Here is a 21,993-nt window from a genome sequence, read left to right as displayed (position 1 = left end):
AGGGTGGGGCACCCCCTCAGGCGTGCCTGACCGCCGGTCCGGCCGGTGTCGCGGACGGCGACGGCAAGGCAACGGCACCGGCTACGGCAGCGCCAGCATCCGCTCCAGCGCCAGCTTGGCGAACGCCTCCGTCTCCTTGTCGACCTCGATGCGGTTCACCAGGTTGCCCTCGGCCAGGGACTCCAGGGCCCACACCAGGTGGGGGAGGTCGATGCGGTTCATCGTGGAGCAGAAGCAGACCGTCTTGTCGAGAAAGACGATCTCCTTGCCCTCCGGGGCGAAACGGTTCGCCAGGCGGCGGACCAGGTTCAGCTCCGTGCCGATCGCCCACTTGGAGCCCGCCGGCGCCGCCTCCAGGGCCTTGATGATGTACTCGGTCGAGCCGACGTAGTCCGCCGCGGCCACGACCTCGTGCTTGCACTCGGGGTGGACGAGGACGTTGACGCCGGGGATGCGCTCGCGCACGTCGTTCACCGAATCCAGGCTGAAGCGGCCGTGCACCGAGCAGTGGCCGCGCCACAGGATCATCTTCGCGGCGCGCAGCTCGTCGGCCGTCAGCCCGCCGTTCGGCTTGTGCGGGTTGTAGACGACGCAGTCCTCCAGGGACATGCCCATGTCCCGCACGGCGGTGTTGCGCCCGAGGTGCTGGTCGGGCAGGAAGAGGACCTTCTCGCCCTGCTCGAAGGCCCAGTCCAGGGCCCGCTTGGCGTTGGACGAGGTGCAGATCGTGCCGCCGTGCTTGCCCGTGAACGCCTTGATGTCGGCGGACGAGTTCATGTATGAGACGGGCACGACCTGGTCGGCGATCCCGGCCTCGGTCAGCACGTCCCAGCACTCGGCGACCTGCTCGGCCGTCGCCATGTCGGCCATCGAGCAGCCTGCGGCGAGGTCGGGCAGGACCACCTTCTGGTCGTCCGAGGTCAGGATGTCGGCCGACTCCGCCATGAAGTGCACACCGCAGAAGACGATGTACTCGGCCTCGGGCCGCGCCGCAGCCTCCCGGGCCAGTTTGAACGAGTCACCGGTCACGTCGGCGAACTGGATGACCTCGTCGCGCTGGTAGTGGTGGCCGAGCACGAAGACCTTGTCCCCGAGCTTCTCCTTGGCCGTGCGGGCGCGCTCCACCAGGTCCGGGTCGGACGGCGAGGGCAGGTCTCCGGGACACTCGACACCGCGCTCGCTCCTCGGGTCGGCCTCACGGCCGAGCAGCAGCAGGGCGAGGGGCGACGGCTGGACGTCGAGATCCTGGGTCTGGGCGGTGGTCACGACACGCACCCTTTCTTCTTCCGCGGCTCGCTTCGATCGGGATGGATCAAGCGGAACAAAGCCTTTTCGTCGAATTGACGCTATCTATCATAACCGCTTCACGTCAGTTTGACGATGCCCATAACGTCTGTGTGACGTGAATCCCGATGCGGCCCGGCGCGACCCCGGTGCACCCATGCGAACCCGGTGCAGCTCGGGCGTTCCGGCCCATACGCCTCGAAACCCACGCGGCCCTGCCTTCGCCAGGCACTCGTGACGTCGTCCACAGGTCCGTGTTCTGTCCGCCGGGCATGTGCGAGCATGAAGTGGAGAGACGAAAGACATGCGCGGCCCGGAATGAATCCGTGGCTGAGCCGGTTGCAACCGTCGGCAAGCAGTCTCCGTACAACCCGGGAGAGATGTAGATGTCCGTATCGGACGAGACCACCACCGTCACCGACGGCATCATCCTGACCGACGCCGCCGCGGCCAAGGTCAAGGCCCTGCTCGACCAGGAAGGCCGTGACGACCTGGCGCTGCGCGTCGCCGTTCAGCCCGGCGGCTGCTCCGGCCTGCGCTACCAGCTCTTCTTCGACGAGCGCTCCCTCGACGGCGACGTGGAGAAGGACTTCGGCGGGGTCAAGGTCGTCACCGACCGGATGAGCGCTCCGTACCTGGGCGGCGCCACCGTCGACTTCGTCGACACCATCGAGAAGCAGGGCTTCACCATCGACAACCCGAACGCGACGGGGTCCTGCGCCTGCGGCGACTCCTTCAGCTGAGCCCGGGCGTACACCACGCACCTCACAGGTGTGAACAGCGCGAAGGCGGCGACTCCCTCCGACGGGAGTCGCCGCCTTCGCCGTCTCCATGACCACGACCTTCGTGCGGTGACACTCACACGTACGGCCCAGCGGGCCGTACGTGGTGGCTGCTGGTCGCTGCTGTCACTGCCAGGCCGCGGTCGCTGCCGGCCGCTCTCGCTTCAGAGGCCCGCCCGCTCCCAGGACCCGCTCCCCACTGATGCCCGCCCGCCACCGGGGCCCACCCGCTACGGAGGCGCGCCCACCACTGAGACTCACCCGCTACTGCGGCCCGCTGGGTACCTTCGGCAGGGTCTTCTCGCTCGGCACCGGCTTGCCGTCCGTGCCGACCACCTTGCGGTCACCGAGCGGCTTGTCCAGCGTCAGCTTCGCGTAGGAAATCTTGGCGATCATGATGCAGACCTGGTTCTCTTTCCATGGCCTCTCGGTCACCTTCACGGTCACCTCGTCCGCGGACTCGCTTACCGACGCCGTGTACTCACTGCACACGCCGGCGGTGTAGCGCACGGTCAGCTTCTTGCCGTCCTTGTCGTCGACGCGGTATGCCTCCACCTGGACGTCCCGCGGCGTTCCCTCGGGTTCACCGGAGGGCCCGCCCGGCCGCGGGGTCGGGGTGGGCGTGGGAGCCGGTGTCGGTGAGGTGCCGGGCTCCCCGGGCTGTCCCGGGTCCGACGGCGAGGTGACGAACGCCGGGTCCACCGCCGCGTGCGTCACGGTGACGCTCTCCTTCGCCCCGGCCGGCGTCACCTCGAACAGCCACGACGGCACCAGCGTCCGGCGGCCGTCCACCATGTGCACCGCGAGCCCGAAGGTGGCTCCTTCGACCGCCACCGTCGTCTTCTTGGGCTCCGCCGTAGGCGCCGTGCACGACGGCTCGTCCCGCTCCTTCAGCGGAACCGGACTGGCGCAGCCTCCGATGCCCACCGGCCCGCCCGCGCCACCGCCGGGCCGGTTCAGCAGCTCCAGGGTCTCCCTGGCGTTGATCACGGGGTACGAGTCCCCCTGCACCGGCGCCTTCAGTTCGCCGCTGCCGCCGATCACCTGGCCGTTCTTCGCCACCTGGATGCCCGTCGTCCAGCCGAAGGTGGGCAGGTCGCCGATGAGCGGATCGGCGTTCACCACGCGGATCGCACCCATCAGCTGCTTTGCGTCCAGCTTGGCGTCGTCCTGCCCGAGTGCCTTCAGAAGGGGCGCCGCGGCCTTCTTCGCCGCCGCCTCGCCGATCGCCCCGTCTTCGCCGGGGGCTGTCCTCTGCGAGCACACCGTGGTGCTCTCGCAGGGCACCTCACCGGGCGCGTACCGGGAGAAGGTCCAGGTGCCGGGCGCCTTCCGGGACACCGTCAGGGCCGGGCCGGAACCGTCCTCGGCGGCCCCGACCCGCCATGCCCCGTCCGTCGCCCGCGGTGTGCCCGTGACCCCCAGCGCCTTCGCCAGCCGGGCGACCTCGGCCCGGGTGACCTCTCCCTGGGCCCGGTACACCGGCGCCGCGTCGGGTCCCTCGGGGAGCGGGCCGTCGGCGCGGTAGACCGTGCCGTTGGGGTCGGGCTCGCCGACGGCGATGCCGTTCGAGCCGTCCGAACCCGTGCCCTGCGTATCCGAGCCGTAGCCCTCGAGGGGGAGCGGGGGTGGGGTGCGGTCGGCGGACGGGGCACCGGAACCGCTGCCGCCGCTGGACGCCGTGGTGGCGAAGTAGGCCCCACCACCGCCGACGACCAGCACCGCCGCCGCGACCGAGGCGACGATCAACGGGGAACGCCGCCGTGGAGGCGTCGCCGCCTCGTCCTTCTCGGGTCGCTCGGTGTCCACCGCATCGCTCCTTAGCCCGAACCGCTGTCCCGTGAGCCCCGGCCCCACGGACGATCGGGGCAGTGGGGTCGTATGCCGCATCCCCTCAAGGGGGGACAGCGATGGGACGCAGCGGGGGAGCGCACGGTTCCCTGCGGGCCGCCCCGACCGGCCCGCCCGGCCGCCGGCCCCGCTCAGTCCCCGTACTCGGACATGGCGTCCAGCATCCGCGCCGAGGCCGGCGGTACGGTCACCCCGTGGATCAGGGACGGGGAGACCGGGCGGGGGGCGAGCCGGTCGGGCGCGGCCCAGTGCGGAACCATCCGGGCGCAGTCGCCGCGCAGTGACGCCAGGTCCTCCTCCGGGCCGAGCGGGGCGGAGCCGTGGATCTTGAAGTTCGTCATGTACGCACCGTAAGCACCGCAGGGTCCCCGAAAATAGCCCTACTATCGGGTAGTTTTTCCTGCTTCAGCGTGCATGCGAACCAGTTCGGCGCTTCATCGTGAGCATGGCTACCGATAGCGTGGACTGTCCATCCTCTCCCCTCGCAGGAGCGTGTCCTAGCCGTGCGTATCGCAGTCACCGGCTCCATCGCCACCGATCACCTCATGACCTTCCCCGGCCGTTTCGCCGACCAGCTGGTCGCGGATCAGTTGCACACGGTCTCCCTCTCCTTCCTCGTCGACAAGCTCGACGTGCGCAGGGGCGGCGTGGGAGCGAACATCGCCTTCGGCATGGGCCAGCTCGGCTCGTCCCCGGTCCTGGTCGGTGCCGCGGGCTCCGACTTCGACGAGTACCGGGCCTGGCTGGAGCGGCACGGCGTCGACTGCGACTCCGTACGCATCTCCGAGGTGCTGCACACCGCCCGCTTCGTCGTCACCACCGACGCCGACCACAACCAGATCGGCTCCTTCTACACGGGCGCCATGAGCGAGGCCCGGCTCATCGAGCTGAAGTCGGTGGCCGACCGGGTGGGCGGGCTCGACCTGGTGCTCATCGGCGCGGACGACCCGGAGGCGATGCTCCGCCACACCGAGGAGTGCCGCTCGCGCGGTATCCCGTTCGCCGCGGACTTCTCCCAGCAGATCGCGCGCATGAGCGGGGACGAGATCCGGATACTGCTGGACGGGGCGACCTACCTCTTCTCCAACGAGTACGAGAAGGGGCTCATCGAGTCCAAGACCGGCTGGGACGACGCGGAGATCCTGTCCCGGGTGGGAACCCGGGTCACCACGCTCGGATCGCGCGGGGTGCGCATCGAGCGGGTCGGAGAGGACCCGATCGAGGTCGGGGTCCCGGACGAGACGGCCAAGGTGGACCCGACCGGCGTCGGCGACGCCTTCCGCGCGGGCTTCCTCTCCGGGCTCGCCTGGGGGGTCTCGCTGGAGCGGGCGGCACAGGTCGGCTGCATGCTCGCCACCCTGGTGATCGAGACGCTGGGCACCCAGGAGTACCAGCTGCGCCGGGCCCACTTCATGGACCGGTTCACCAAGGCCTACGGCGATGAGGCGGCGGAGGAGGTGCGGGCGCACCTGGGCTGAGGCCCGGGCGCGCCCACCCGTCCCGTGGGTCCGAACGGTCTGCGACTGTCGACGCCGTTCCGCCGGTCCGCACGCGGCCCGGGAACCGGCCCGGCCGCGCACCTCGGCGACGCCTGAGGCCGAGGGAACCTACGACCGACGCCGCACCACATACACCGCCCCCCGCTCCGCCGCCTCCTCCCCGACGTACTCCTGCCCCCGCATCTCGCACCACGCCGGGATGTCCAGCCGGGCGGCCTCGTCGTCGGCGAGGACGCGGACCGTGCCGCCGACCGGGACGTCGCCGATCACCTTCGCCAGTTCGATGACCGGGATCGGGCAGCGCCTGCCGAGGGAGTCGACGGTGAGGGTGTCGGTGGCGGCGGGGGTCGCGAGGGACTCCGGCGGGGCGCCGAGCTTCTCGCGGACCGCGGAGACCGCCGGGGGGAGGACCGTGAGGAAGCGGTCCACGTCCTCGGCGGGGATTCCCGGCGGGAGCGACACCCGGACGTTTCCCTCACTCAGCACGCCCATCGCGCGCAGCACATGGCTGGGTACGAGGGTGCTGCTCGTGCAGGAGGAGCCGGACGAGACGGAGAAACCTGCGCGGTCCAGTTCGTGCAGAAGGCTCTCGCCGTCCACGTACAGGCAGGAGAAGGTGACGATGCCGGGGAGCCGGCGCACCGGGTCGCCGACCACCTCCACGTCCGGTACGAGTGCCGGTACCCGGGTGCGGATCCGGTCCGTCAGCTCGCGCAACCGGGCCGCCTCCGCGGCGGCCTCGGCCCGCACGGCCCGCAGACCGGCCGCCGCCGCGACGATCGCCGGGACGTTCTCGAAGCCGGTGGCCCGCCCCGACTCCCGTTCGTCGACGGGGCCTTGGGGCGCGAACCGCACGCCCTTGCGAACGACGAGCAGACCCACGCCGGCCGGGCCGCCCCATTTGTGCGCGCTTCCGGTGAGGAGCGACCAGTCGCCGTCCACGGGACCCCACGCGAGTGACTGCGCCGCGTCCACCAGGAGCGGGACCCCCGCTCCACGGCACACGTCGGCCACGGCCTCCACGGGTTGCACGGTACCCACCTCGTGGTTGGCCGACTGGAGGCAGGCGAGCGCGGTGTCGGGGCGCAGGGCATCGGCGTACGAGTCGGCGGCCGCGGCGCCCGAGCGGTCCACCGGGACCTCGGTGACCTCTTCCGCGTAGGCCTCGGCGGAGTGCAGGACCGAAGAGTGTTCGACCGCGGACACGATCAGGTGGCGTCCCACCCGGCGGCGGCCGGCCAGGGCGCCGGCGATCCCGGCGTGCACCGCGCTCGTCCCGGAGGAGGTGAAGACCAGTTCGTCCGTGCGGCATCCGACGGCCTCGGCGACCGCTTCCCGCGCGGCGTCCAGCAGCAGCCTGGCCCGCCGGCCCTCCCGGTAGAGACGGGCGGGGTCGGCCCATCCCTCGTCCAGGGAGGCCAGGAGGGCCTGCCGGGCTACGGGATGCAGTGGGGCGGCGGAAGCCGCGTCGAAGTAGGCCACGCCGCCACGCTAACTCCCCGCCGGGTTCGCCCGCCCCTTCGGTGCGGGCGAGGTGTCCCCACGGGGACGGGCGGGGACGGGCAGGGCCGCGGGGGCGAAAGACCGTGTCCCGGCCGACCCGGACGCCCACCTCGGATCGGAAAAGTAAGGAATTGTCCGGAAAGTCCGTCAAACTACCCTCCGACTGGGGGATTCCACTCCTTCGGGCATCCTTCGGAGCGGGGGCGGCGCGTTGGGCACCCTCCCCGCGTGGCCCCGAATGGCGTCCAGTAGGGTTTGGTCCGCATAAACATCCAAACCCCTGCCCGTCGCAGGGCGGCGACCGACCAGCGAGAAGGCCGCAGCCAGCAGCGCGGGCGAGACTCTCGGGAAGGCGCTACGTGAGTCCCAACGGCTCCGACCGCTCGCCGCGGCGCCCGATGCGGCGGAAGCTGCTGCAGGCACTGACCGCGGGCCTGGTCCTGGCGACCGCCACCGGTTGCACATACAAGGACTTCCCCCGCCTTGGTATGCCCACCCCGACCACGGAGGAGGCTCCTCGGATCCTCTCCCTGTGGCAGGGGTCGTGGGCGGCCGCGCTCGCCGTCGGCGTGCTGGTGTGGGGCTTGATCCTGTGGAGCGCAATGTTCCACCGGCGCAGCCGCACCAAGGTCGAAGTCCCCCCACAGACCCGGTACAACATGCCCATCGAGGCGCTGTACACCGTGGTCCCGCTGATCATCGTCTCGGTGCTCTTCTACTTCACCGCCCGCGACGAGTCGAAGCTCCTGAACCTGTCCGACAAGCCGGCCCACACCGTCAACGTGGTCGGCTTCCAGTGGAGTTGGGGCTTCAACTACGTCGAGAACGTCGACGGTTCCACCGGTGACGCCAAGACCGACGAGAACTTGGACGCCATTCCGAACAAGTTCAAGGAAGACTTCCCGGCGAACGCCGGCGGTGTCTACGACGTCGGCACGCCCGGCACGCGGAACCCCCAGACGAACAACCCGGGTCCGACCCTCTGGCTCCCCAAGGGCGAGAAGGTCCGCTTCGTCCTCACCTCGCGTGACGTCATCCACTCCTTCTGGGTGGTGCCGTTCCTGATGAAGATGGACGTCATCCCGGGCCACACCAACGCCTTCGAGGTGACCCCCAGCAAGGAGGGCACCTTCCTCGGCAAGTGCGCCGAACTCTGCGGCGTCGACCACTCCCGCATGCTCTTCAACGTCAAGGTCGTCTCTCCCGAGCGCTACCGGCAGCACCTCCAGGAGCTCGCGGAGAAGGGGCAGACCGGTTACATCCCGGCCGGCATTGAGCAGACGGAGCACGAGAAGAACCGGGAGACGAACATCCTGTGAGCATCCTCAACGAACCTCAGGGTGCCGCCGAGGACTCGTACGAGAACGAGATCCCCGTCCGGCGCAAGCAGCCCGGCAACGTCGTGGTCAAGTGGCTCACCACCACCGACCACAAGACGATCGGCACGCTCTATCTGGTCACGTCGTTCGCGTTCTTCGTGATCGGCGGCGTCATGGCGCTGTTCATGCGTGCCGAGCTCGCCCGGCCCGGTCTGCAGATCATGTCGAACGAGCAGTTCAACCAGGCGTTCACGATGCACGGCACGATCATGCTGCTGATGTTCGCGACGCCGCTGTTCGCCGGCTTCGCCAACTGGATCATGCCGCTGCAGATCGGCGCGCCCGACGTGGCGTTCCCGCGGCTGAACATGTTCGCCTACTGGCTCTACCTGTTCGGCTCGCTCATCGCGGTGGCCGGCTTCCTCACCCCGCAGGGCGCGGCCGACTTCGGCTGGTTCGCCTACAGCCCGCTGTCGGACGCGGTCCGCTCGCCGGGCATCGGCGCCGACATGTGGATCATGGGTCTGGCCTTCTCCGGCTTCGGCACGATCCTCGGCTCGGTCAACTTCATCACCACGATCATCTGCATGCGCGCTCCGGGCATGACCATGTTCCGCATGCCGATCTTCGTGTGGAACGTGCTGCTGACCGGTGTGCTGGTCCTGCTCGCGTTCCCGGTCCTCGCGGCCGCGCTGTTCGCGCTGGAGGCCGACCGTAAGTTCGGTGCCCACATCTTCGACGCCACCAACGGTGGCGCGCTGCTGTGGCAACACCTCTTCTGGTTCTTCGGCCACCCAGAGGTGTACATCATCGCGCTGCCGTTCTTCGGGATCATCTCCGAGGTCATCCCGGTCTTCAGCCGCAAGCCGATGTTCGGTTACATGGGCCTGATCGCCGCCACCATCGCGATCGCCGGTCTGTCCGTGACCGTGTGGGCGCACCACATGTACGTCACCGGCGGTGTGCTGCTGCCGTTCTTCTCCTTCATGACGTTCCTCATCGCCGTACCGACCGGCGTGAAGTTCTTCAACTGGATCGGAACGATGTGGAAGGGCTCGCTGTCCTTCGAGACACCGATGCTCTGGGCCACCGGCTTCCTGATCACCTTCACCTTCGGTGGTCTGACCGGTGTCATCCTGGCCTCGCCCCCGATGGACTTCCACATCTCGGACTCGTACTTCGTGGTGGCGCACTTCCACTACGTCGTCTTCGGCACCGTGGTGTTCGCGATGTTCTCCGGCTTCCACTTCTGGTGGCCGAAGATGACGGGCAAGATGCTCGACGAGCGGCTCGGCAAGATCACCTTCTGGACGCTGTTCATCGGCTTCCACGGCACCTTCCTCGTCCAGCACTGGCTGGGCGCCGAGGGCATGCCGCGCCGGTACGCGGACTACCTCGCGGCCGACGGCTTCACCGCGCTCAACACCATCTCGACGATCTCCTCGTTCCTGCTCGGCCTGTCGATCCTGCCGTTCCTCTACAACGTCTGGAAGACCGCCAAGTACGGCAAGAAGGTCGAGGTCGACGACCCGTGGGGCTACGGCCGTTCGCTGGAGTGGGCGACCTCCTGCCCGCCGCCGCGGCACAACTTCCTCACCCTGCCGCGCATCCGCAGTGAATCGCCGGCGTTCGACCTGCACCACCCGGAGATCGCCGCGCTCGACCAGCTCGGTCACGGCGATCACGGTGCCAGTGCCCTCGCGGGCAGCAAGGAGGCCGGCAAGTGAAGATCCAAGGCAGGATGTTCATCTGGCTGAGCGTCTTCGTCCTCGTCATGGCGATCGTCTACGGCGTGTGGTCGAAGGAGCCGGCCGGTACCACCGCGCTGTTCCTGGCCTTCGGCCTGTGCATCATGATCGGCTACTACCTGGCCTTCACGGCCAGGCGGGTCGACGTGGGCGCCCAGGACAACAAGGAGGCCGACGTCGCGGACGACGCCGGTGAGCTCGGGTTCTTCAGCCCGCACAGCTGGCAGCCGCTCGCCCTCGGTATCGGCGGCGCGTTCGCCTTCATGGGCGTCATCTTCGGCTGGTGGCTGCTGTACTTCTCGCTGCCGATCATCCTGGTCGGTCTGTGGGGCTGGGTCTTCGAGTACTACCACGGAGAGAACCGCACCCAGTGACACCCCGCGGCACCACCCGGTGACGCACCGCGCGTCCGGTAACACGCCGCACGCGCCCGGGAGCCCGGACACTCCACCAGGAGGTCCGGGCTCCCCCGTTTGCCACGCCCGCTTCCCCCGCCCGGCCCACCCACCGCGCCGCCGCGGGGGAGCGTTCCTAGCGTGAAGCCATGAGCCACATACCGCGCATACGCAAGGTCATCGGCTGCGGTCTGCTGGCCGGCGCCCTGGGCGCCGCCGCCGCGGCGTGCACGTCCGATGGCCACTCGCTCTCCGCGAAGCCGTTCGACGCCACGGACCAGATCTCCTTCAACGGACCCAAGGGCAGTGGCGAGGCCGACCCCGACAAACCCCTGGAGATCACCGTCAAGGGCTCGGACGGCAGCCTCACCGATGTGACGGCCACCGACGCGGCGGGCCGGCAGGTGGCGGGCAAACTCTCCGCCGACGGCACCCGCTGGCACAGCACCTCACCCCTGGCCGCGGGAACCCACTACACGGTGCGGGTCAGCACCCAGAACGACGAAGGCGCCCCCGGTCGCAAGGTGCTCGGCTTCGACACCAGCACCCCGACGACGAAGAAGCGCCTCGACGTCACCTTCGGGCCGGAGGCCGGCACCTACGGGGTCGGCCAGCCCGTCACGGCCACCCTCAGCGTCCCCGTCCAGGACCCGAAGGCCCGCGCGGCCGTCGAGCGCTCCCTGCGCGTCGAGTCGGTGCCCTCGGTGGCCGGCTCCTGGCACTGGGTGGACGACAAGACCCTGCACTACCGCCCCAAGGACTACTGGCCCGCGCACGCCACCGTCACCGCCCGCAGCGAGTTGGAGGGCGTGAAGGTCGCCGAACGGCTGTGGGGCGGCAAGGCCAAGAGCCTCACGATCACCACGGGCGACCGGGTGATCGCCGTCACCGACGCGGCCGCCCACCACATGACGGTGTACCGCAACGGTGAGGTGATCAAGGAGATACCGGTCACCACGGGCATGCCCGGCTATGAGACCCGCAACGGAGTCAAGGTCGTACTCGCCAGGGAAGGTACCGTTCGCATGACGAGCGCCAGCATCGGCGCCGCGGACTTCTACGACCTGATGGTCCACTACGCGGTCAGGGTCACCAACAGCGGCGAGTACGTTCACGCGGCGCCCTGGTCGGTCGGCTCCCAGGGGAACGCCAACGTCAGCCACGGCTGCACCGGCATGAGCATGAGCAATGCCCAGTGGTTCTACGACACCATCCGCGTCGGCGACCTGGTCCAGGTCGTCAACTCGAACGGCGAGACGATGGCCCCGTTCGGGAACGGCTTCGGCGACTGGAACCTCGACTGGAAGAACTGGCGAGCCGGCAGCGCCCTCCTGAACGGCACCCCGGACACCGTCCGCCCGGAGGACCGGGCACGCCTGCGCCCGCAGGGCGTATGAGAGCGGTGCCCCGTAAGGGGCGGGGGGCTGCGCCCGACATGCCGCTGCGCCGCGTGGGCGCGAGCAACCACGCCAGGCCCGCGGCCGCCCCAGCAGGTGCAGCCCCCGAGCTCTCAGGCGCTGACTACGCCGACTCTTTTACGGAGCAGAGAGGCCAACGCCTCGGCGAACTCAACAGGCTCCACAGGAAGCGTCACCGCCGCGTCAGCGCGACTCCAGGTGGCAAGCCAGGCATCCTGAGGCCGCCCCATGAGAACCAGCACCGGCGGACAGTTGAAGATCTCGTCCTTGATCTGCCGGCAGATACCCATACCGCCGGCGGGCACCGCCTCACCGTCGAGGACGCAGACGTCGATGCCGCCGCGGTCCAGCTCCTTCAGCACGGCGGCCGGGGTCGCGCACTCCAGGAACTCGACCTGGGGCACGTCCGGGGCGGGCCTGCGGCCGGTCGCGAGGCGGACCTGTTCGCGGGTGTTGGAGTCGTCGCTGTAGACCAGCACCGTGGCGGTCCGCTGCATTGTTCCTCCGTGTCCGTTGGGGTCCCCGTCGTCTTTGATCGGAGAGCCGTAGCGCGGATGCTACTCCTACCGAGCCATGGTCAACAGCGGTCCGCACCCACCTTCGAAGCCCCCTTCGGCCAGGGCATACGCCCGGGAAACCCGCTGGACACTCCGAACAGCACCCCCGGGGGTGAGGGCGGGATAAGCGACCGACATAATGTCGGGCGTGGCGACAGCAACGACAGTAGATACCGGGCACGCGCACCCGTCGGTCAACCGGCCGAACCTCACCAGCGTCGGAACCATCATCTGGTTGAGTTCCGAGCTGATGTTCTTCGCGGCCCTTTTCGCGATGTACTTCACCCTGCGATCGGTGACCGGGCCCGAGTTCTGGTCGGAGAAGGCCTCCGCGCTGAACTTCCCGTTCTCGGCGACGAACACCACGATCCTGGTGCTCTCCTCGCTCACCTGCCAGCTCGGCGTGTTCGCCGCCGAGCGCGGTGACGTGAAGAAGCTCCGGGGCTGGTTCATCGTCACGTTCATCATGGGTGCGATCTTCATCGGCGGCCAGGTGTACGAGTACACCGAGCTGGTCAAGAAGGACGGGCTCTCGCTCTCCTCCGACCCGTACGGCTCGGTCTTCTACCTGACCACCGGTTTCCACGGACTGCACGTGACGGGCGGTCTGATCGCCTTCCTGCTGGTCCTCGGCCGCACCTACGCGGCCCGGAGGTTCACCCACGAGCAGGCGACCGCCGCCATCGTCGTGTCCTACTACTGGCACTTCGTCGACGTCGTCTGGATCGGCCTGTTTGCCACGATCTACATGATCAAGTAGTCGGGCCGGCGCTCTCGGGGCGAACCGATCCATTCCAGAAGCATCGACGCAGAAGATCCTGACACCGGGGTAATCCGTGAAAAAGCTCTCCGCACGACGACGCCATCCGCTGGCGGCTGTCGTCGTCCTACTCCTCGCGCTGGCGGCCACCGGGGGGCTGTACGCCGCGTTCGCGCCCGCGGACAAGGCGCAGGCCGACGAAACCGCCCAGTCCCTGACCATCGAAGAGGGCAAGAAGCTCTACTCGGTGGGCTGCGCCAGCTGCCACGGGACGGGCGGACAGGGCACCACCGACGGGCCCAGCCTGGTCGGTGTGGGTGCGGCCGCGGTCGACTTCCAGGTCGCCACCGGCCGTATGCCGGCCCAGCAGCCCGGCGCTCAGGTGCCGAAGAAGAAGAACATCTACTCGCAGGCCGAGATCGACCAGCTCGCGGCGTACATCGCCTCGCTGGGCGCCGGTCCCGAGGTGCCGACGAAGAGCCAGTACGACCCCGCGGGCGCGGACATCGCCGAGGGCGGTGAGCTCTTCCGGACCAACTGCGCGCAGTGCCACAATTTCACCGGCAAGGGCGGTGCACTGTCCAAGGGCAAGTACGCCCCGGGCCTGGAGGACGTCGACCCGAAGCACATCTACGAGGCCATGCAGACGGGCCCGCAGAACATGCCGTCCTTCCCCGACACCGTGATGTCGGAGGAGAACAAGAAGGACATCATCGCGTACCTGAACGCGGTCAACAGCGACGACACCGTGAACCCCGGAGGCCTCGACCTCGGCGGCCTCGGCCCGGTGAGTGAGGGCCTCTTCGGCTGGATCTTCGGTCTCGGCGCCATGATCGCTGTCGCCGTCTGGGTCGCCGCTCGGACCGCAAAGGCCAAGAAGTCATGAGTAGCCACGAGATTCCAGAAGAGAACCTGCCCGCAGCGCAGGCCGCCGACGACCACGAGCACCGCTCGGTGGCGGTGGCGGACGAGAAGCACCCGTTCGCCGACCCGGGGCTGCCGCCCCACGAGCACCGCATCCAGGACATCGACGAGCGGGCCGCCAGGCGCTCCGAGCGCACGGTAGCCCTGCTGTTCACGGTGTCCATGCTGGCCACGATCGGCTTCATCGCCTCCTTCGTGGCCATCGGGGTGGACGAGAACGTCTACGTGTGGCCCTTCGGCCACACCAACGCCCTGAACATGGCGCTCGGACTGACCCTGGGTCTGGCGCTGTTCTGCATCGGCGCGGGCGCCGTCCACTGGGCGCGCACCCTGATGTCCGATGTGGAGATCGCCGACGAACGGCACGCCATCGAGGCGGCCCCCGAGGTCAAGGCCAAGGTCATGGCCGACTTCAAGCAGGGTGCCGGAGAATCGCAGATCGGCCGTCGCAAGCTGATCCGCAACACGATGCTCGGCGCGCTGGCGATGGTGCCGCTGTCCGGCATCGTCCTGCTGCGCGACCTCGGTCCGCTGCCCGAGGAGAAGCTGCGGCACACGCTGTGGTCCAAGGGCAAGCTGCTCGTCAACATGAACACGAACGAGCCGCTGAAGGCCTCGGACGTGGCGGTCGGCTCCCTCACCTTCGCCATGCCCGAGGGCCTGGAGGAGCACGACGAGGACTTCCAGAAGGAGATCGCCAAGGCCGCCCTGATGATCGTCCGGATCCAGCCGGACAACATCAAGGACAAGCAGGAACTGGAGTGGTCCCACGAGGGCATTGTGGCCTACTCCAAGATCTGCACCCACGTGGGTTGCCCGATCTCCCTCTACGAGCAGCAGACGCACCACGTCCTCTGCCCCTGCCACCAGTCCACCTTCGACCTGTCCGACGGTGGCCGGGTGATCTTCGGTCCCGCCGGCCACGCGTTGCCGCAACTGCGCATCACTGTGAACGACGAGGGTTACCTCGAGGCGCTCGGCGACTTCGCGGAGCCCGTCGGCCCTGCATTCTGGGAGCGCGGATGAGCACTACGTCAGCAAGCTCGCACGGAGAGAGCCGTTCGCGCGGCAAGGCGCCGGCCGGTGAGCGGCTCGCCGACTGGGCCGACGGCCGCCTCGGGATCTACTCCCTGGCCAAGGCCAACCTGCGCAAGATCTTCCCGGACCACTGGTCCTTCATGCTGGGTGAGGTCGCGCTCTACAGCTTCATCATCATCATCCTCACGGGTGTGTACCTGACGCTGTTCTTCCACCCGTCGATGAACGAGGTGGAGTACCACGGCAGCTACGTCCCGCTGCAGGGACAGCTGATGAGTGAGGCGTTCGCGTCCACGCTCGACATCAGCTTCGACGTCCGCGGCGGTCTGCTGATCCGGCAGATCCACCACTGGGCGGCGCTGGTCTTCCTCGCGGCGATGTTCGTGCACATGATGCGCGTCTTCTTCACCGGCGCGTTCCGCAAGCCGCGCGAGGTCAACTGGCTGTTCGGCTTCCTGCTGTTCGTCCTGGGCATGTTCACCGGTTTCACCGGCTACTCGCTCCCGGACGACCTGCTCTCCGGCACCGGTGTCCGCTTCATGGAGGGCGCGATCCTGTCCGTGCCGATCGTCGGCACGTACCTGTCGTTCTTCCTCTTCGGCGGGGAGTTCCCGGGCGGCGACTTCGTGGCCCGCTTCTACTCGGTCCACATCCTGCTGCTGCCGGGCATCATGCTCGGCCTCGTGGTGGCGCACCTGATCCTGGTCTTCTACCACAAGCACACGCAGTTCGCGGGTCCCGGCCGGACCAACAAGAACGTCGTCGGCATGCCGCTGATGCCGGTCTACATGGCCAAGGCCGGAGGCTTCTTCTTCCTGGTCTTCGGTGTCATCTCCGCCATCGCGGCGCTCGTGCAGATCAACCCGATCTGGGCGATGGGCCCGTACCGCCCGGACCAGGTGTCCACCGGTGCGCAGCCCGACTGGTACATGGGCTTCTCCGAGGGCCTCATCCGTGCCATGCCCGGCTGGGAGATCAACTTCGCGGGTCACACGCTCGTCCTGGGTGTGTTCATCCCGCTGGTCATCTTCCCGCTGGTGCTGGTGGCGATCGCGGCCTACCCGTTCATCGAGGCCTGGGTCACCGGCGACAAGCGCGAGCACCACATCGCGGACCGTCCGCGCAACGCCCCGACCCGTACGGCCGTGGGTGTCGCCTGGATCACCTGGTACGTGGTCATGCTGATCGGTGGTGGCAACGACTTGTTCGCCACGCACTTCCACCTGTCGATCAACGCGGTGACCTGGTTCGTCCGCATCGCGTTCTTCGTCGCACCGGTCATCGCGTTCATCGTCACCAAGCGGATCTGCCTCGGCCTGCAGCGCCGGGACAAGGACAAGGTGCTGCACGGTCGCGAGACCGGCATCATCAAGCGCCTGCCGCACGGTGAGTTCATCGAGGTCCACGAGCCGCTCAGCCAGGAGCAGCTGTACTCGCTCACCGCGCACGAGCAGCACGCGCCGGCCGAGCTCGGCCCGACGGTCGACGAGAACGGCGTCGAGCGCAAGATAAAGCGCAAGGACAAGCTGCGCGCGAAGCTCAGCAAGGGCTACTTCGGCGAGGACGGCCAGATCGCCAAGCCGACCGTCGAGGAGTACAAGGAGATCACGAGCGGGCACGGCCACCACTGATCGCCGCCGCGCCTGATCGCTGATCGCCGCGGTCGCCACACCGCGGGCCGGCCGGTCGAGGGCCCCGTCCAGTGCATGGACGGGGCCCTTCGCCGTCCCCGGGCCTGGATAGGGTGTGACGCAAACGGATCGGGTCCCTTACGGGACGGACTCAGGAGCGGTTGATGAGCGCTGTGACCCCCGCTGGAGGCGACACCGCGGCGGGCCGCTCGTGGCCCGCGCTGCTGAACGGACTGCTCGACGGACGAGACCTCACCGCCGACGACACCGCCTGGGCGATGGACCTGATCATGCGCGGCGAGGCGACCGACGCGCAGATCGCCGGCTTCGCGGTGGCGCTGCGGGCCAAGGGCGAGACGGTGGACGAGATCGCCGGACTCGTGCGGACCATGTACGAGCACGCCAACCTGATCGAGGTGCCGGGACGCACGGTCGACATCGTCGGCACCGGCGGCGACGGCGCGAAGACGGTGAACATCTCCACGATGTCGGCGCTCGTCATCGCCGGTACGGGCGCCAAGGTCGTCAAACACGGCAGCCGGGCCGCGTCCTCGGCGTCCGGTGCCTCGGACGTCCTGGGCAAGCTCGGCGTCAATCTGGAACTGACCCCGCAGCGGGTCGCCGAGGTCGCGGAGGAGGCCGGGATCACCTTCTGCTTCGCGGTGAAGTTCCATCCCGCGCTGCGCCATGTCGCGGCGGCACGCGGTCAGTTGGGGATCCGCACCACCTTCAACATCCTCGGTCCGCTCACCAACCCGGCTCGGGTGAAGGCACAGGCGATCGGTGTCGCGGACGCCCGAATGGCGCCGATCGTCGCGGGCGTCTTCGCCGAGCGCGGCAACTCCTCGCTGGTGTTCCGGGGCGACGACGGACTCGACGAGCTGACCACCACCTCGACGTCCCGGGTGTGGATCGTGCGCGACGGCAAGGTGACGGAGGAGTCCTTCGACCCGCGTGACGTCGGCATCGAGCCGGTCCCGCTGGAGGCGCTGCGCGGCGCGGACGCGTCCTACAACGCGGACGTGGCGCGGCGCCTGCTGAACGGCGAGACCGGCCCGGTGCGGGACGCGGTGCTGCTCAACTCGGCGGCGGCGCTGGTGGCCCTGGACCCGGGCTCCGGAACGCTCGCCGAGCAGCTGCGAACGGGCATGGCGAGGGCGGCGGAGTCCATCGACTCGGGCGCCGCACGCCAGGTGCTGGAGCGCTGGGTGTCGGCCACCAACCGCTGACACCGCGGACGGCGGTGCCGGACCCGGGCGACACCCGGGCGCGGCACCGCCGTTCGCGCATCCCGGTATCCGGACATGAGTTGCGAGCCGGTGATCAGCTCGCGTAGGTTCGGAACCAGGTCATGAGTGACAGTCATGAGGCCCCGGCCGACTGTCCGGCAACCCTCCGTCCGTGGCGGGGTGCCCCGGGTGAAGACCAGGCCGCAGGCAGCGAGGTCTGTGGCAAGCGCGGACCCCTCGCACTCTTTCGAGTGGATACACCAGGGGTCCTGGTCGTTCGAGGGAGCCTTCCGTGAGCAAGCGAATGCGATAGGGCGTCGAGCCCCGCCTCCGCACACCCCTTTCCACTGCTCGTGTGCCGTCGACGCCCCTGCGCGGGTGGCCGTCCGGCGCGCGTTCTCGCCTGCCTCGCCCGGGAGTTCGCCATGTCCCTCTCCATTGCTGCCGCCGACCAGTCGCTTTGTTCCCCGCTGCCCGTTCTGGGCAGTGATGTCACTGTTCCGCTCGTGACCGGTGGCGAAGTCACCTACGCCGCCCTCGACTACGCCGCCAGCGCCCCCGCCCTGCAGCGCGTCTGGGACGACGTGGCCGCGTACGCCCCCTACTACGGCAGCGTCCACCGGGGCGCCGGCTACCTGTCCCAGCTGTCCACCGATCTGTTCGAGAACGCCCGGAGGACGGTCGCTGACTTCCTGGACTGCCGAGCGGACGACCAGCTCGTCTTCACCCGCTCCACCACCGACTCCCTCAATCTCCTCGCCACCGCGCTCCCCGCCGACTGCCGGGTCTTCGTCTTCGAGACCGAGCACCACGCCTCCCTGCTGCCCTGGCGGGAGGGCCGGGTGACCTACCTCGACGCCCCGCGTACCCCGGACGAGGCCGTCACCACCCTGGAGCGCGCCCTCGCCGACCGAGACCCCCGCTCACCGGCCCTGGTCTGTGTCACCGGGGCCTCCAACGTCACCGGCGAGCTGTGGCCCGTACGGGAACTCGCCGCCGCGGCACACGCCAACGGTGCGCGGATCGTCCTGGACGCCGCCCAGCTCGCCCCGCACCACCCGGTGTCGGTGCGCGACCTGGACGTCGACTGGGTCGCCTTCTCCGGCCACAAGCTGTACGCGCCCTTCGGCTCCGGAGTCCTCGCGGGCCGCGCCGACTGGCTGTGCGCGGCCGAGCCGTACCTCGCGGGCGGCGGTGCCAGCCGCAGGGTCACCCGGCGCGAGGACGGCGGGGTGGACGTCGACTGGCACGTCACTGCCGCCCGCCACGAGGCCGGCTCGCCCAACGTCATCGGCGCCTACGCCATCGCCTCCGCCTGCAAGGCGCTCACCGAGGCCGGGTTCGACACCCTCGTGGCCCGTGAGCAGCACCTCGTCCGGAAGGTCCGCGAGGGCCTCGCCGAGGTGCCCGAGGTGCGCGTCCTCTCCCTCTTCGGTGACGACGCCCCGCGCGTCGGCGTCCTCTCCTTCGTCGTCGAGGGCTGGAACAGCTCGCACTTCGCCGCCGCACTGTCCGCCGAGTACGGCATCGGCGTCCGCGACGGCCTCTTCTGCGCCCACCCGCTGGTGCGCACCCTCCTCGGCAGCGCCCCGCAGACCGAGGGCGAGTGCGGTGCCCCCGAGGCGGCCCCCGGCGAGAAGTCCCTCAACGCGATCCGGGTCAGCTTCGGCGCGGGCACGCCCGACGAGCACGTCGAGCGGTTCGTCGGCGCGGTGAGGGAACTCGTGCGCGACGGCGCGAAGTGGAACTACCGCACGGAGGACGGGCGTTGCGTACCCGCCGTCTGATCCCCTGACGCGTCCCATGCGTATACGCTCCCCTCGGCGGCCACACGGCGGCGCGGAGACAGGGGGTGCACGGGGTGGAGGCGCTCCGCGATGCGGATCCTCGACGGATCGGACCCTACGAGGTCCTCGGCAGGCTCGGTGCGGGAGGCATGGGCGAGGTCTATCTCGCCCAGTCGCGCACCGGGCTTCGACTGGCCGTCAAGGTGGTCAGGTCCGAGCACGCGGAGGACCGTACCTTCCGGGCCCGGTTCCGCCAGGAGGTGCGGGCCGCGCAGACCATCGGCGGGGCCGGGACCTACACCGCGCGGGTCGTCGACGCGGACACCGAGGCGGAACGGCCCTGGATGGCCACGGAGTTCGTGGACGGCCCGAACCTCCGGGACGCCGTACTGGACGGCGGAGCCCTGCCCGCGGACGCGGTGCGCGTCCTCGCCGCCGCGCTGGCCGAGGCACTCACCGCGATCCACGCCAAGGGCATGGTCCACCGCGACCTGAAACCGTCCAACATCCTGCTGGCGCCCGACGGCCCGCGGGTCATCGACTTCGGGATCGTAAGAGCCCTGGAGGCGACCGCGCTGACCCGGACCGGAACCGTCGTCGGCTCGGTCGGCTATGTCTCGCCGGAGCAGATCCGCAACGGTGCCCAGGTGGGGCCGGCCAGCGATGTCTTCTCGCTGGGCGCGGTCCTCGCGTACGCGGCCGGAGGACGGGAACCGTTCGGCGAGGGGCAGGATTCGGTCGTACTGCTGCGGATTCTGACCGGAGACGTCGATCTGCCCGCAGTCCCGAAGGAGCATCTGCCACTGGTGGAGTCGTGTCTGCGGGACGACCCCGGCGCGCGGCCGACGCCCGCGGACGTGATCGCTGCCACCGGGCACACCACGGGCTCCCTGCGTGAACATCTGCGGGCCGGGTGGTACGCCGCCGGTGCTCCGGACGGGCCCGAGGCCGCCGACGGCGGTGAACGCTGGATCCCGGCACATGACTCGGGGGAGCGGCAGAGCCGGGTCGAGTACGTGGCGCCCATGACGGTCACGGACGTACCGGCGGTCGTGGAGCCCTCACCGCAGCCGCCCTCGCGGCGACGTCTGCTGAGGGCCCTGACCGGGGGTGCGGGGGTGGTGGCGGCCGGGGGTCTCGGCGGGTGGCTGCTGCTGCGGGACTCGTCGGACGGCGGGGGCCGGGCCGCGGGCGGGCCCGGGGCCACGGCCCGCTCCTCACCGTCGAAAACGCCGGGAACGCCCCGGGTGGGCTGGCAGTACAAGGTCCAGGGGCTGGCCGGGCGGCGTGGGCCCTGTGCCGGGCTGTCGCCCGACGGGAAGCGGTTGTACGTGGGCGGTGCGGACGGCTCGCTGCACGCCGTGGACCTGAACGGGGTGAACGTCTGGAACACCGCTCTCGGCGGGGACGTCATGTCGCCGCTCGCCACCGCCGACGGTGTGTACTGCCTGCTGTTCGACGGGCAGGAGGGCGCCTCCAAACTCTGCGCGCTCAGCCACGCCGGGAAGGTGCGCTGGACGAAGCCGCTCGCCGCGGACAACAGCCAGATCCCGGTGGCCTCGGGCCGGCTGGTCCTGGTCTCGTACAGCAGCACGTCGGACGCGGGCGGTGTGCGGGCATTCGCCCCGGACGGCAGCGTGCGGTGGAGCACCCCCACCGGTCCCGCGCCGACCAGCGAGCCCGTGGTGGCGGACGGCGTGGTGTACGTCGGCACCTTCGGGGACGAGGTACAGGCCCTGGACGCGGCGACCGGCAAGCGGCTCTGGTCGGCGCGGGTGGGCACCGACGCCGGGCGGCCCACGGTGGTCGGGGACACGCTCGTGGTCGGATCGAGCGGCGAGCAGCCGCTGCACGGGATCAGCCTGAACGGCTCGCCGCTGTGGAACAGGGGCGACGAAGAGCTGGGCGGTGACCGCTACCTCACCTGGGCTGCCTTCGGCGGCCTCGCCGTCACCGCGAGCAGTTACCAGCTCGTGGCCCTGGACCCCGCCGACGGATCGACGGCGTGGACCTTCCGGCCCGACGACGAGGGAAACCAGTACAGCGATCCCACCGTCTCGGGCGACACCGTCTACATGAGCCACGGCTCGATGCTCTACGGCCTGAACCGCCGGGGCCGCCGGATCTGGCAGAAGCGGGCCGAGGGCGGAGCGTCCCTCGGCACCCAGAGCCCCGTGGTCCACAGGAACCGGATCTACGTCGCCACCGCCGACGGAGTCACGGCCCTCGCGCTGAAGTCCTAGGGCAGGTCCTGGACCAGGCCCTGGG

At 69.5% G+C, this 21,993-nt stretch carries 18 protein-coding genes and 1 riboswitch; of the genes, 13 read left to right on the top strand and 5 right to left on the bottom strand.

The window, feature by feature from the left end:
• Positions 1-81 precede the first annotated feature (81 nt).
• Entirely contained in the window at positions 82-1,266 is a 1,185-nt protein-coding gene (gene nadA, locus EF387_RS09765) for a quinolinate synthase NadA (protein WP_128376126.1), read from the bottom strand.
• A gap of 404 nt (positions 1,267-1,670) precedes the next feature.
• Between nadA and EF387_RS09755 the strand changes: the two genes are divergently transcribed.
• Positions 1,671-2,027 (top strand): iron-sulfur cluster assembly accessory protein, encoded by a 357-nt coding sequence (locus EF387_RS09755; protein WP_023551351.1) that lies wholly within the window; start codon positions 1,671-1,673, stop codon positions 2,025-2,027.
• A gap of 303 nt (positions 2,028-2,330) precedes the next feature.
• Here EF387_RS09755 and EF387_RS09750 read toward each other — a convergent pair whose 3' ends face one another.
• Both EF387_RS09750 and EF387_RS09745 read right to left on the bottom strand, forming a co-directional pair.
• Positions 2,331-3,875, bottom strand: a complete 1,545-nt coding sequence (locus EF387_RS09750) for a hypothetical protein (RefSeq protein WP_128376124.1) — start codon at positions 3,873-3,875, stop codon at positions 2,331-2,333.
• 173 nt (positions 3,876-4,048) lie between these two features.
• On the bottom strand, positions 4,049-4,258 hold the full coding sequence (locus EF387_RS09745; RefSeq protein WP_128376123.1) for a hypothetical protein: 210 nt from the start codon (positions 4,256-4,258) through the stop codon (positions 4,049-4,051).
• 162 nt (positions 4,259-4,420) lie between these two features.
• Here EF387_RS09745 and EF387_RS09740 point away from each other — a divergent pair, with 162 nt between their 5' ends.
• Positions 4,421-5,395 (top strand): carbohydrate kinase family protein, encoded by a 975-nt coding sequence (locus EF387_RS09740; RefSeq protein WP_128376122.1) that lies wholly within the window; start codon positions 4,421-4,423, stop codon positions 5,393-5,395.
• A 129-nt stretch (positions 5,396-5,524) separates the two neighbouring features.
• Here EF387_RS09740 and EF387_RS09735 read toward each other — a convergent pair whose 3' ends face one another.
• The gene (locus EF387_RS09735; RefSeq protein WP_128376121.1) at positions 5,525-6,898 is read right to left on the bottom strand and encodes a cysteine desulfurase/sulfurtransferase TusA family protein; all 1,374 of its coding nucleotides are present in this window, start codon (positions 6,896-6,898) and stop codon (positions 5,525-5,527) included.
• A gap of 380 nt (positions 6,899-7,278) precedes the next feature.
• Here EF387_RS09735 and ctaC point away from each other — a divergent pair, with 380 nt between their 5' ends.
• The 4 genes from ctaC to EF387_RS09715 all read left to right on the top strand — a co-directional run bounded on the left by ctaC (position 7,279) and on the right by EF387_RS09715 (position 11,778).
• Positions 7,279-8,238: an aa3-type cytochrome oxidase subunit II gene (gene ctaC / locus EF387_RS09730; RefSeq protein WP_128376120.1), complete on the top strand. Its 960-nt coding sequence runs from the start codon at positions 7,279-7,281 to the stop codon at positions 8,236-8,238.
• Positions 8,235-9,965 carry an aa3-type cytochrome oxidase subunit I gene (ctaD, locus tag EF387_RS09725; protein WP_128376119.1) on the top strand — a complete coding sequence of 577 codons (1,731 nt, stop codon included), beginning with the start codon at positions 8,235-8,237 and terminating at the stop codon, positions 9,963-9,965. The genes ctaC and ctaD overlap by 4 nt, the downstream gene beginning before the upstream one ends.
• Entirely contained in the window at positions 9,962-10,360 is a 399-nt protein-coding gene (locus EF387_RS09720) for a cytochrome c oxidase subunit 4 (RefSeq protein WP_128376118.1), read from the top strand. The genes ctaD and EF387_RS09720 overlap by 4 nt, the downstream gene beginning before the upstream one ends.
• Before the next feature lie 170 nt (positions 10,361-10,530).
• On the top strand, positions 10,531-11,778 hold the full coding sequence (locus EF387_RS09715; RefSeq protein WP_128376117.1) for a L,D-transpeptidase: 1,248 nt from the start codon (positions 10,531-10,533) through the stop codon (positions 11,776-11,778).
• Positions 11,779-11,891: 113 nt separating this feature from the next.
• On the opposite strand, the gene EF387_RS09710 is transcribed toward EF387_RS09715, so the two are convergent.
• Complete coding sequence (locus EF387_RS09710) at positions 11,892-12,296, bottom strand: DNA-binding transcriptional response regulator (protein WP_128376116.1); 405 nt, start codon at positions 12,294-12,296, stop codon at positions 11,892-11,894.
• Positions 12,297-12,495: 199 nt separating this feature from the next.
• Between EF387_RS09710 and ctaE the strand changes: the two genes are divergently transcribed.
• The 7 genes from ctaE to EF387_RS09675 all read left to right on the top strand — a co-directional run bounded on the left by ctaE (position 12,496) and on the right by EF387_RS09675 (position 21,968).
• Positions 12,496-13,116 carry an aa3-type cytochrome oxidase subunit III gene (gene ctaE / locus EF387_RS09705; protein WP_128376115.1) on the top strand — a complete coding sequence of 207 codons (621 nt, stop codon included), beginning with the start codon at positions 12,496-12,498 and terminating at the stop codon, positions 13,114-13,116.
• A 76-nt stretch (positions 13,117-13,192) separates the two neighbouring features.
• Positions 13,193-14,002, top strand: a complete 810-nt coding sequence (qcrC, locus tag EF387_RS09700) for a cytochrome bc1 complex diheme cytochrome c subunit (RefSeq protein ID WP_128376114.1) — start codon at positions 13,193-13,195, stop codon at positions 14,000-14,002.
• Positions 13,999-15,066 carry a cytochrome bc1 complex Rieske iron-sulfur subunit gene (qcrA, locus tag EF387_RS09695; RefSeq protein WP_128376113.1) on the top strand — a complete coding sequence of 356 codons (1,068 nt, stop codon included), beginning with the start codon at positions 13,999-14,001 and terminating at the stop codon, positions 15,064-15,066. The genes qcrC and qcrA overlap by 4 nt, the downstream gene beginning before the upstream one ends.
• Positions 15,063-16,709, top strand: a complete 1,647-nt coding sequence (gene qcrB / locus EF387_RS09690) for a cytochrome bc1 complex cytochrome b subunit (RefSeq protein ID WP_128376112.1) — start codon at positions 15,063-15,065, stop codon at positions 16,707-16,709. Before qcrA ends, qcrB begins: the two co-directional genes overlap by 4 nt.
• Positions 16,710-16,873: 164 nt before the next feature.
• Positions 16,874-17,938, top strand: a complete 1,065-nt coding sequence (trpD, locus tag EF387_RS09685) for an anthranilate phosphoribosyltransferase (protein WP_128376111.1) — start codon at positions 16,874-16,876, stop codon at positions 17,936-17,938.
• Positions 17,939-18,056: 118 nt separating this feature from the next.
• Positions 18,057-18,173, top strand: a riboswitch (SAM riboswitch).
• A gap of 190 nt (positions 18,174-18,363) precedes the next feature.
• Entirely contained in the window at positions 18,364-19,725 is a 1,362-nt protein-coding gene (locus tag EF387_RS09680) for an aminotransferase class V-fold PLP-dependent enzyme (protein ID WP_128376110.1), read from the top strand.
• A gap of 65 nt (positions 19,726-19,790) precedes the next feature.
• A complete protein-coding gene (locus EF387_RS09675; protein WP_338058098.1) occupies positions 19,791-21,968 on the top strand; it encodes a protein kinase domain-containing protein in 2,178 nt (725 codons plus the stop codon).
• Positions 21,969-21,993: the final 25 nt, after the last annotated feature.

Source organism: Streptomyces cavernae (genome assembly GCF_004023625.1).
GTDB lineage: Bacteria > Actinomycetota > Actinomycetes > Streptomycetales > Streptomycetaceae > Streptomyces > Streptomyces cavernae.
The sequence above is the reverse complement of the archived record's forward strand: the minus strand, read 5'-3'. Positions and strand labels throughout refer to the sequence as shown.

What these genes read in the sequence shown, in the direction of transcription:
- EF387_RS09755 (WP_023551351.1), top strand. Translation starts at nt 1,671, where the DNA reads ATGTCCGTATCGGACGAGACCACCACCGTCACCGACGGCATCATCCTG.
- EF387_RS09745 (WP_128376123.1), bottom strand. Translation starts at nt 4,258, where the DNA reads ATGACGAACTTCAAGATCCACGGCTCCGCCCCGCTCGGCCCGGAGGAG.
- EF387_RS09715 (WP_128376117.1), top strand. Translation starts at nt 10,531, where the DNA reads ATGAGCCACATACCGCGCATACGCAAGGTCATCGGCTGCGGTCTGCTG.
- EF387_RS09710 (WP_128376116.1), bottom strand. Translation starts at nt 12,296, where the DNA reads ATGCAGCGGACCGCCACGGTGCTGGTCTACAGCGACGACTCCAACACC.
- ctaE (WP_128376115.1), top strand. Translation starts at nt 12,496, where the DNA reads ATGTCGGGCGTGGCGACAGCAACGACAGTAGATACCGGGCACGCGCAC.
- qcrA (WP_128376113.1), top strand. Translation starts at nt 13,999, where the DNA reads ATGAGTAGCCACGAGATTCCAGAAGAGAACCTGCCCGCAGCGCAGGCC.
- qcrB (WP_128376112.1), top strand. Translation starts at nt 15,063, where the DNA reads ATGAGCACTACGTCAGCAAGCTCGCACGGAGAGAGCCGTTCGCGCGGC.
- trpD (WP_128376111.1), top strand. Translation starts at nt 16,874, where the DNA reads ATGAGCGCTGTGACCCCCGCTGGAGGCGACACCGCGGCGGGCCGCTCG.
- EF387_RS09680 (WP_128376110.1), top strand. Translation starts at nt 18,364, where the DNA reads ATGTCCCTCTCCATTGCTGCCGCCGACCAGTCGCTTTGTTCCCCGCTG.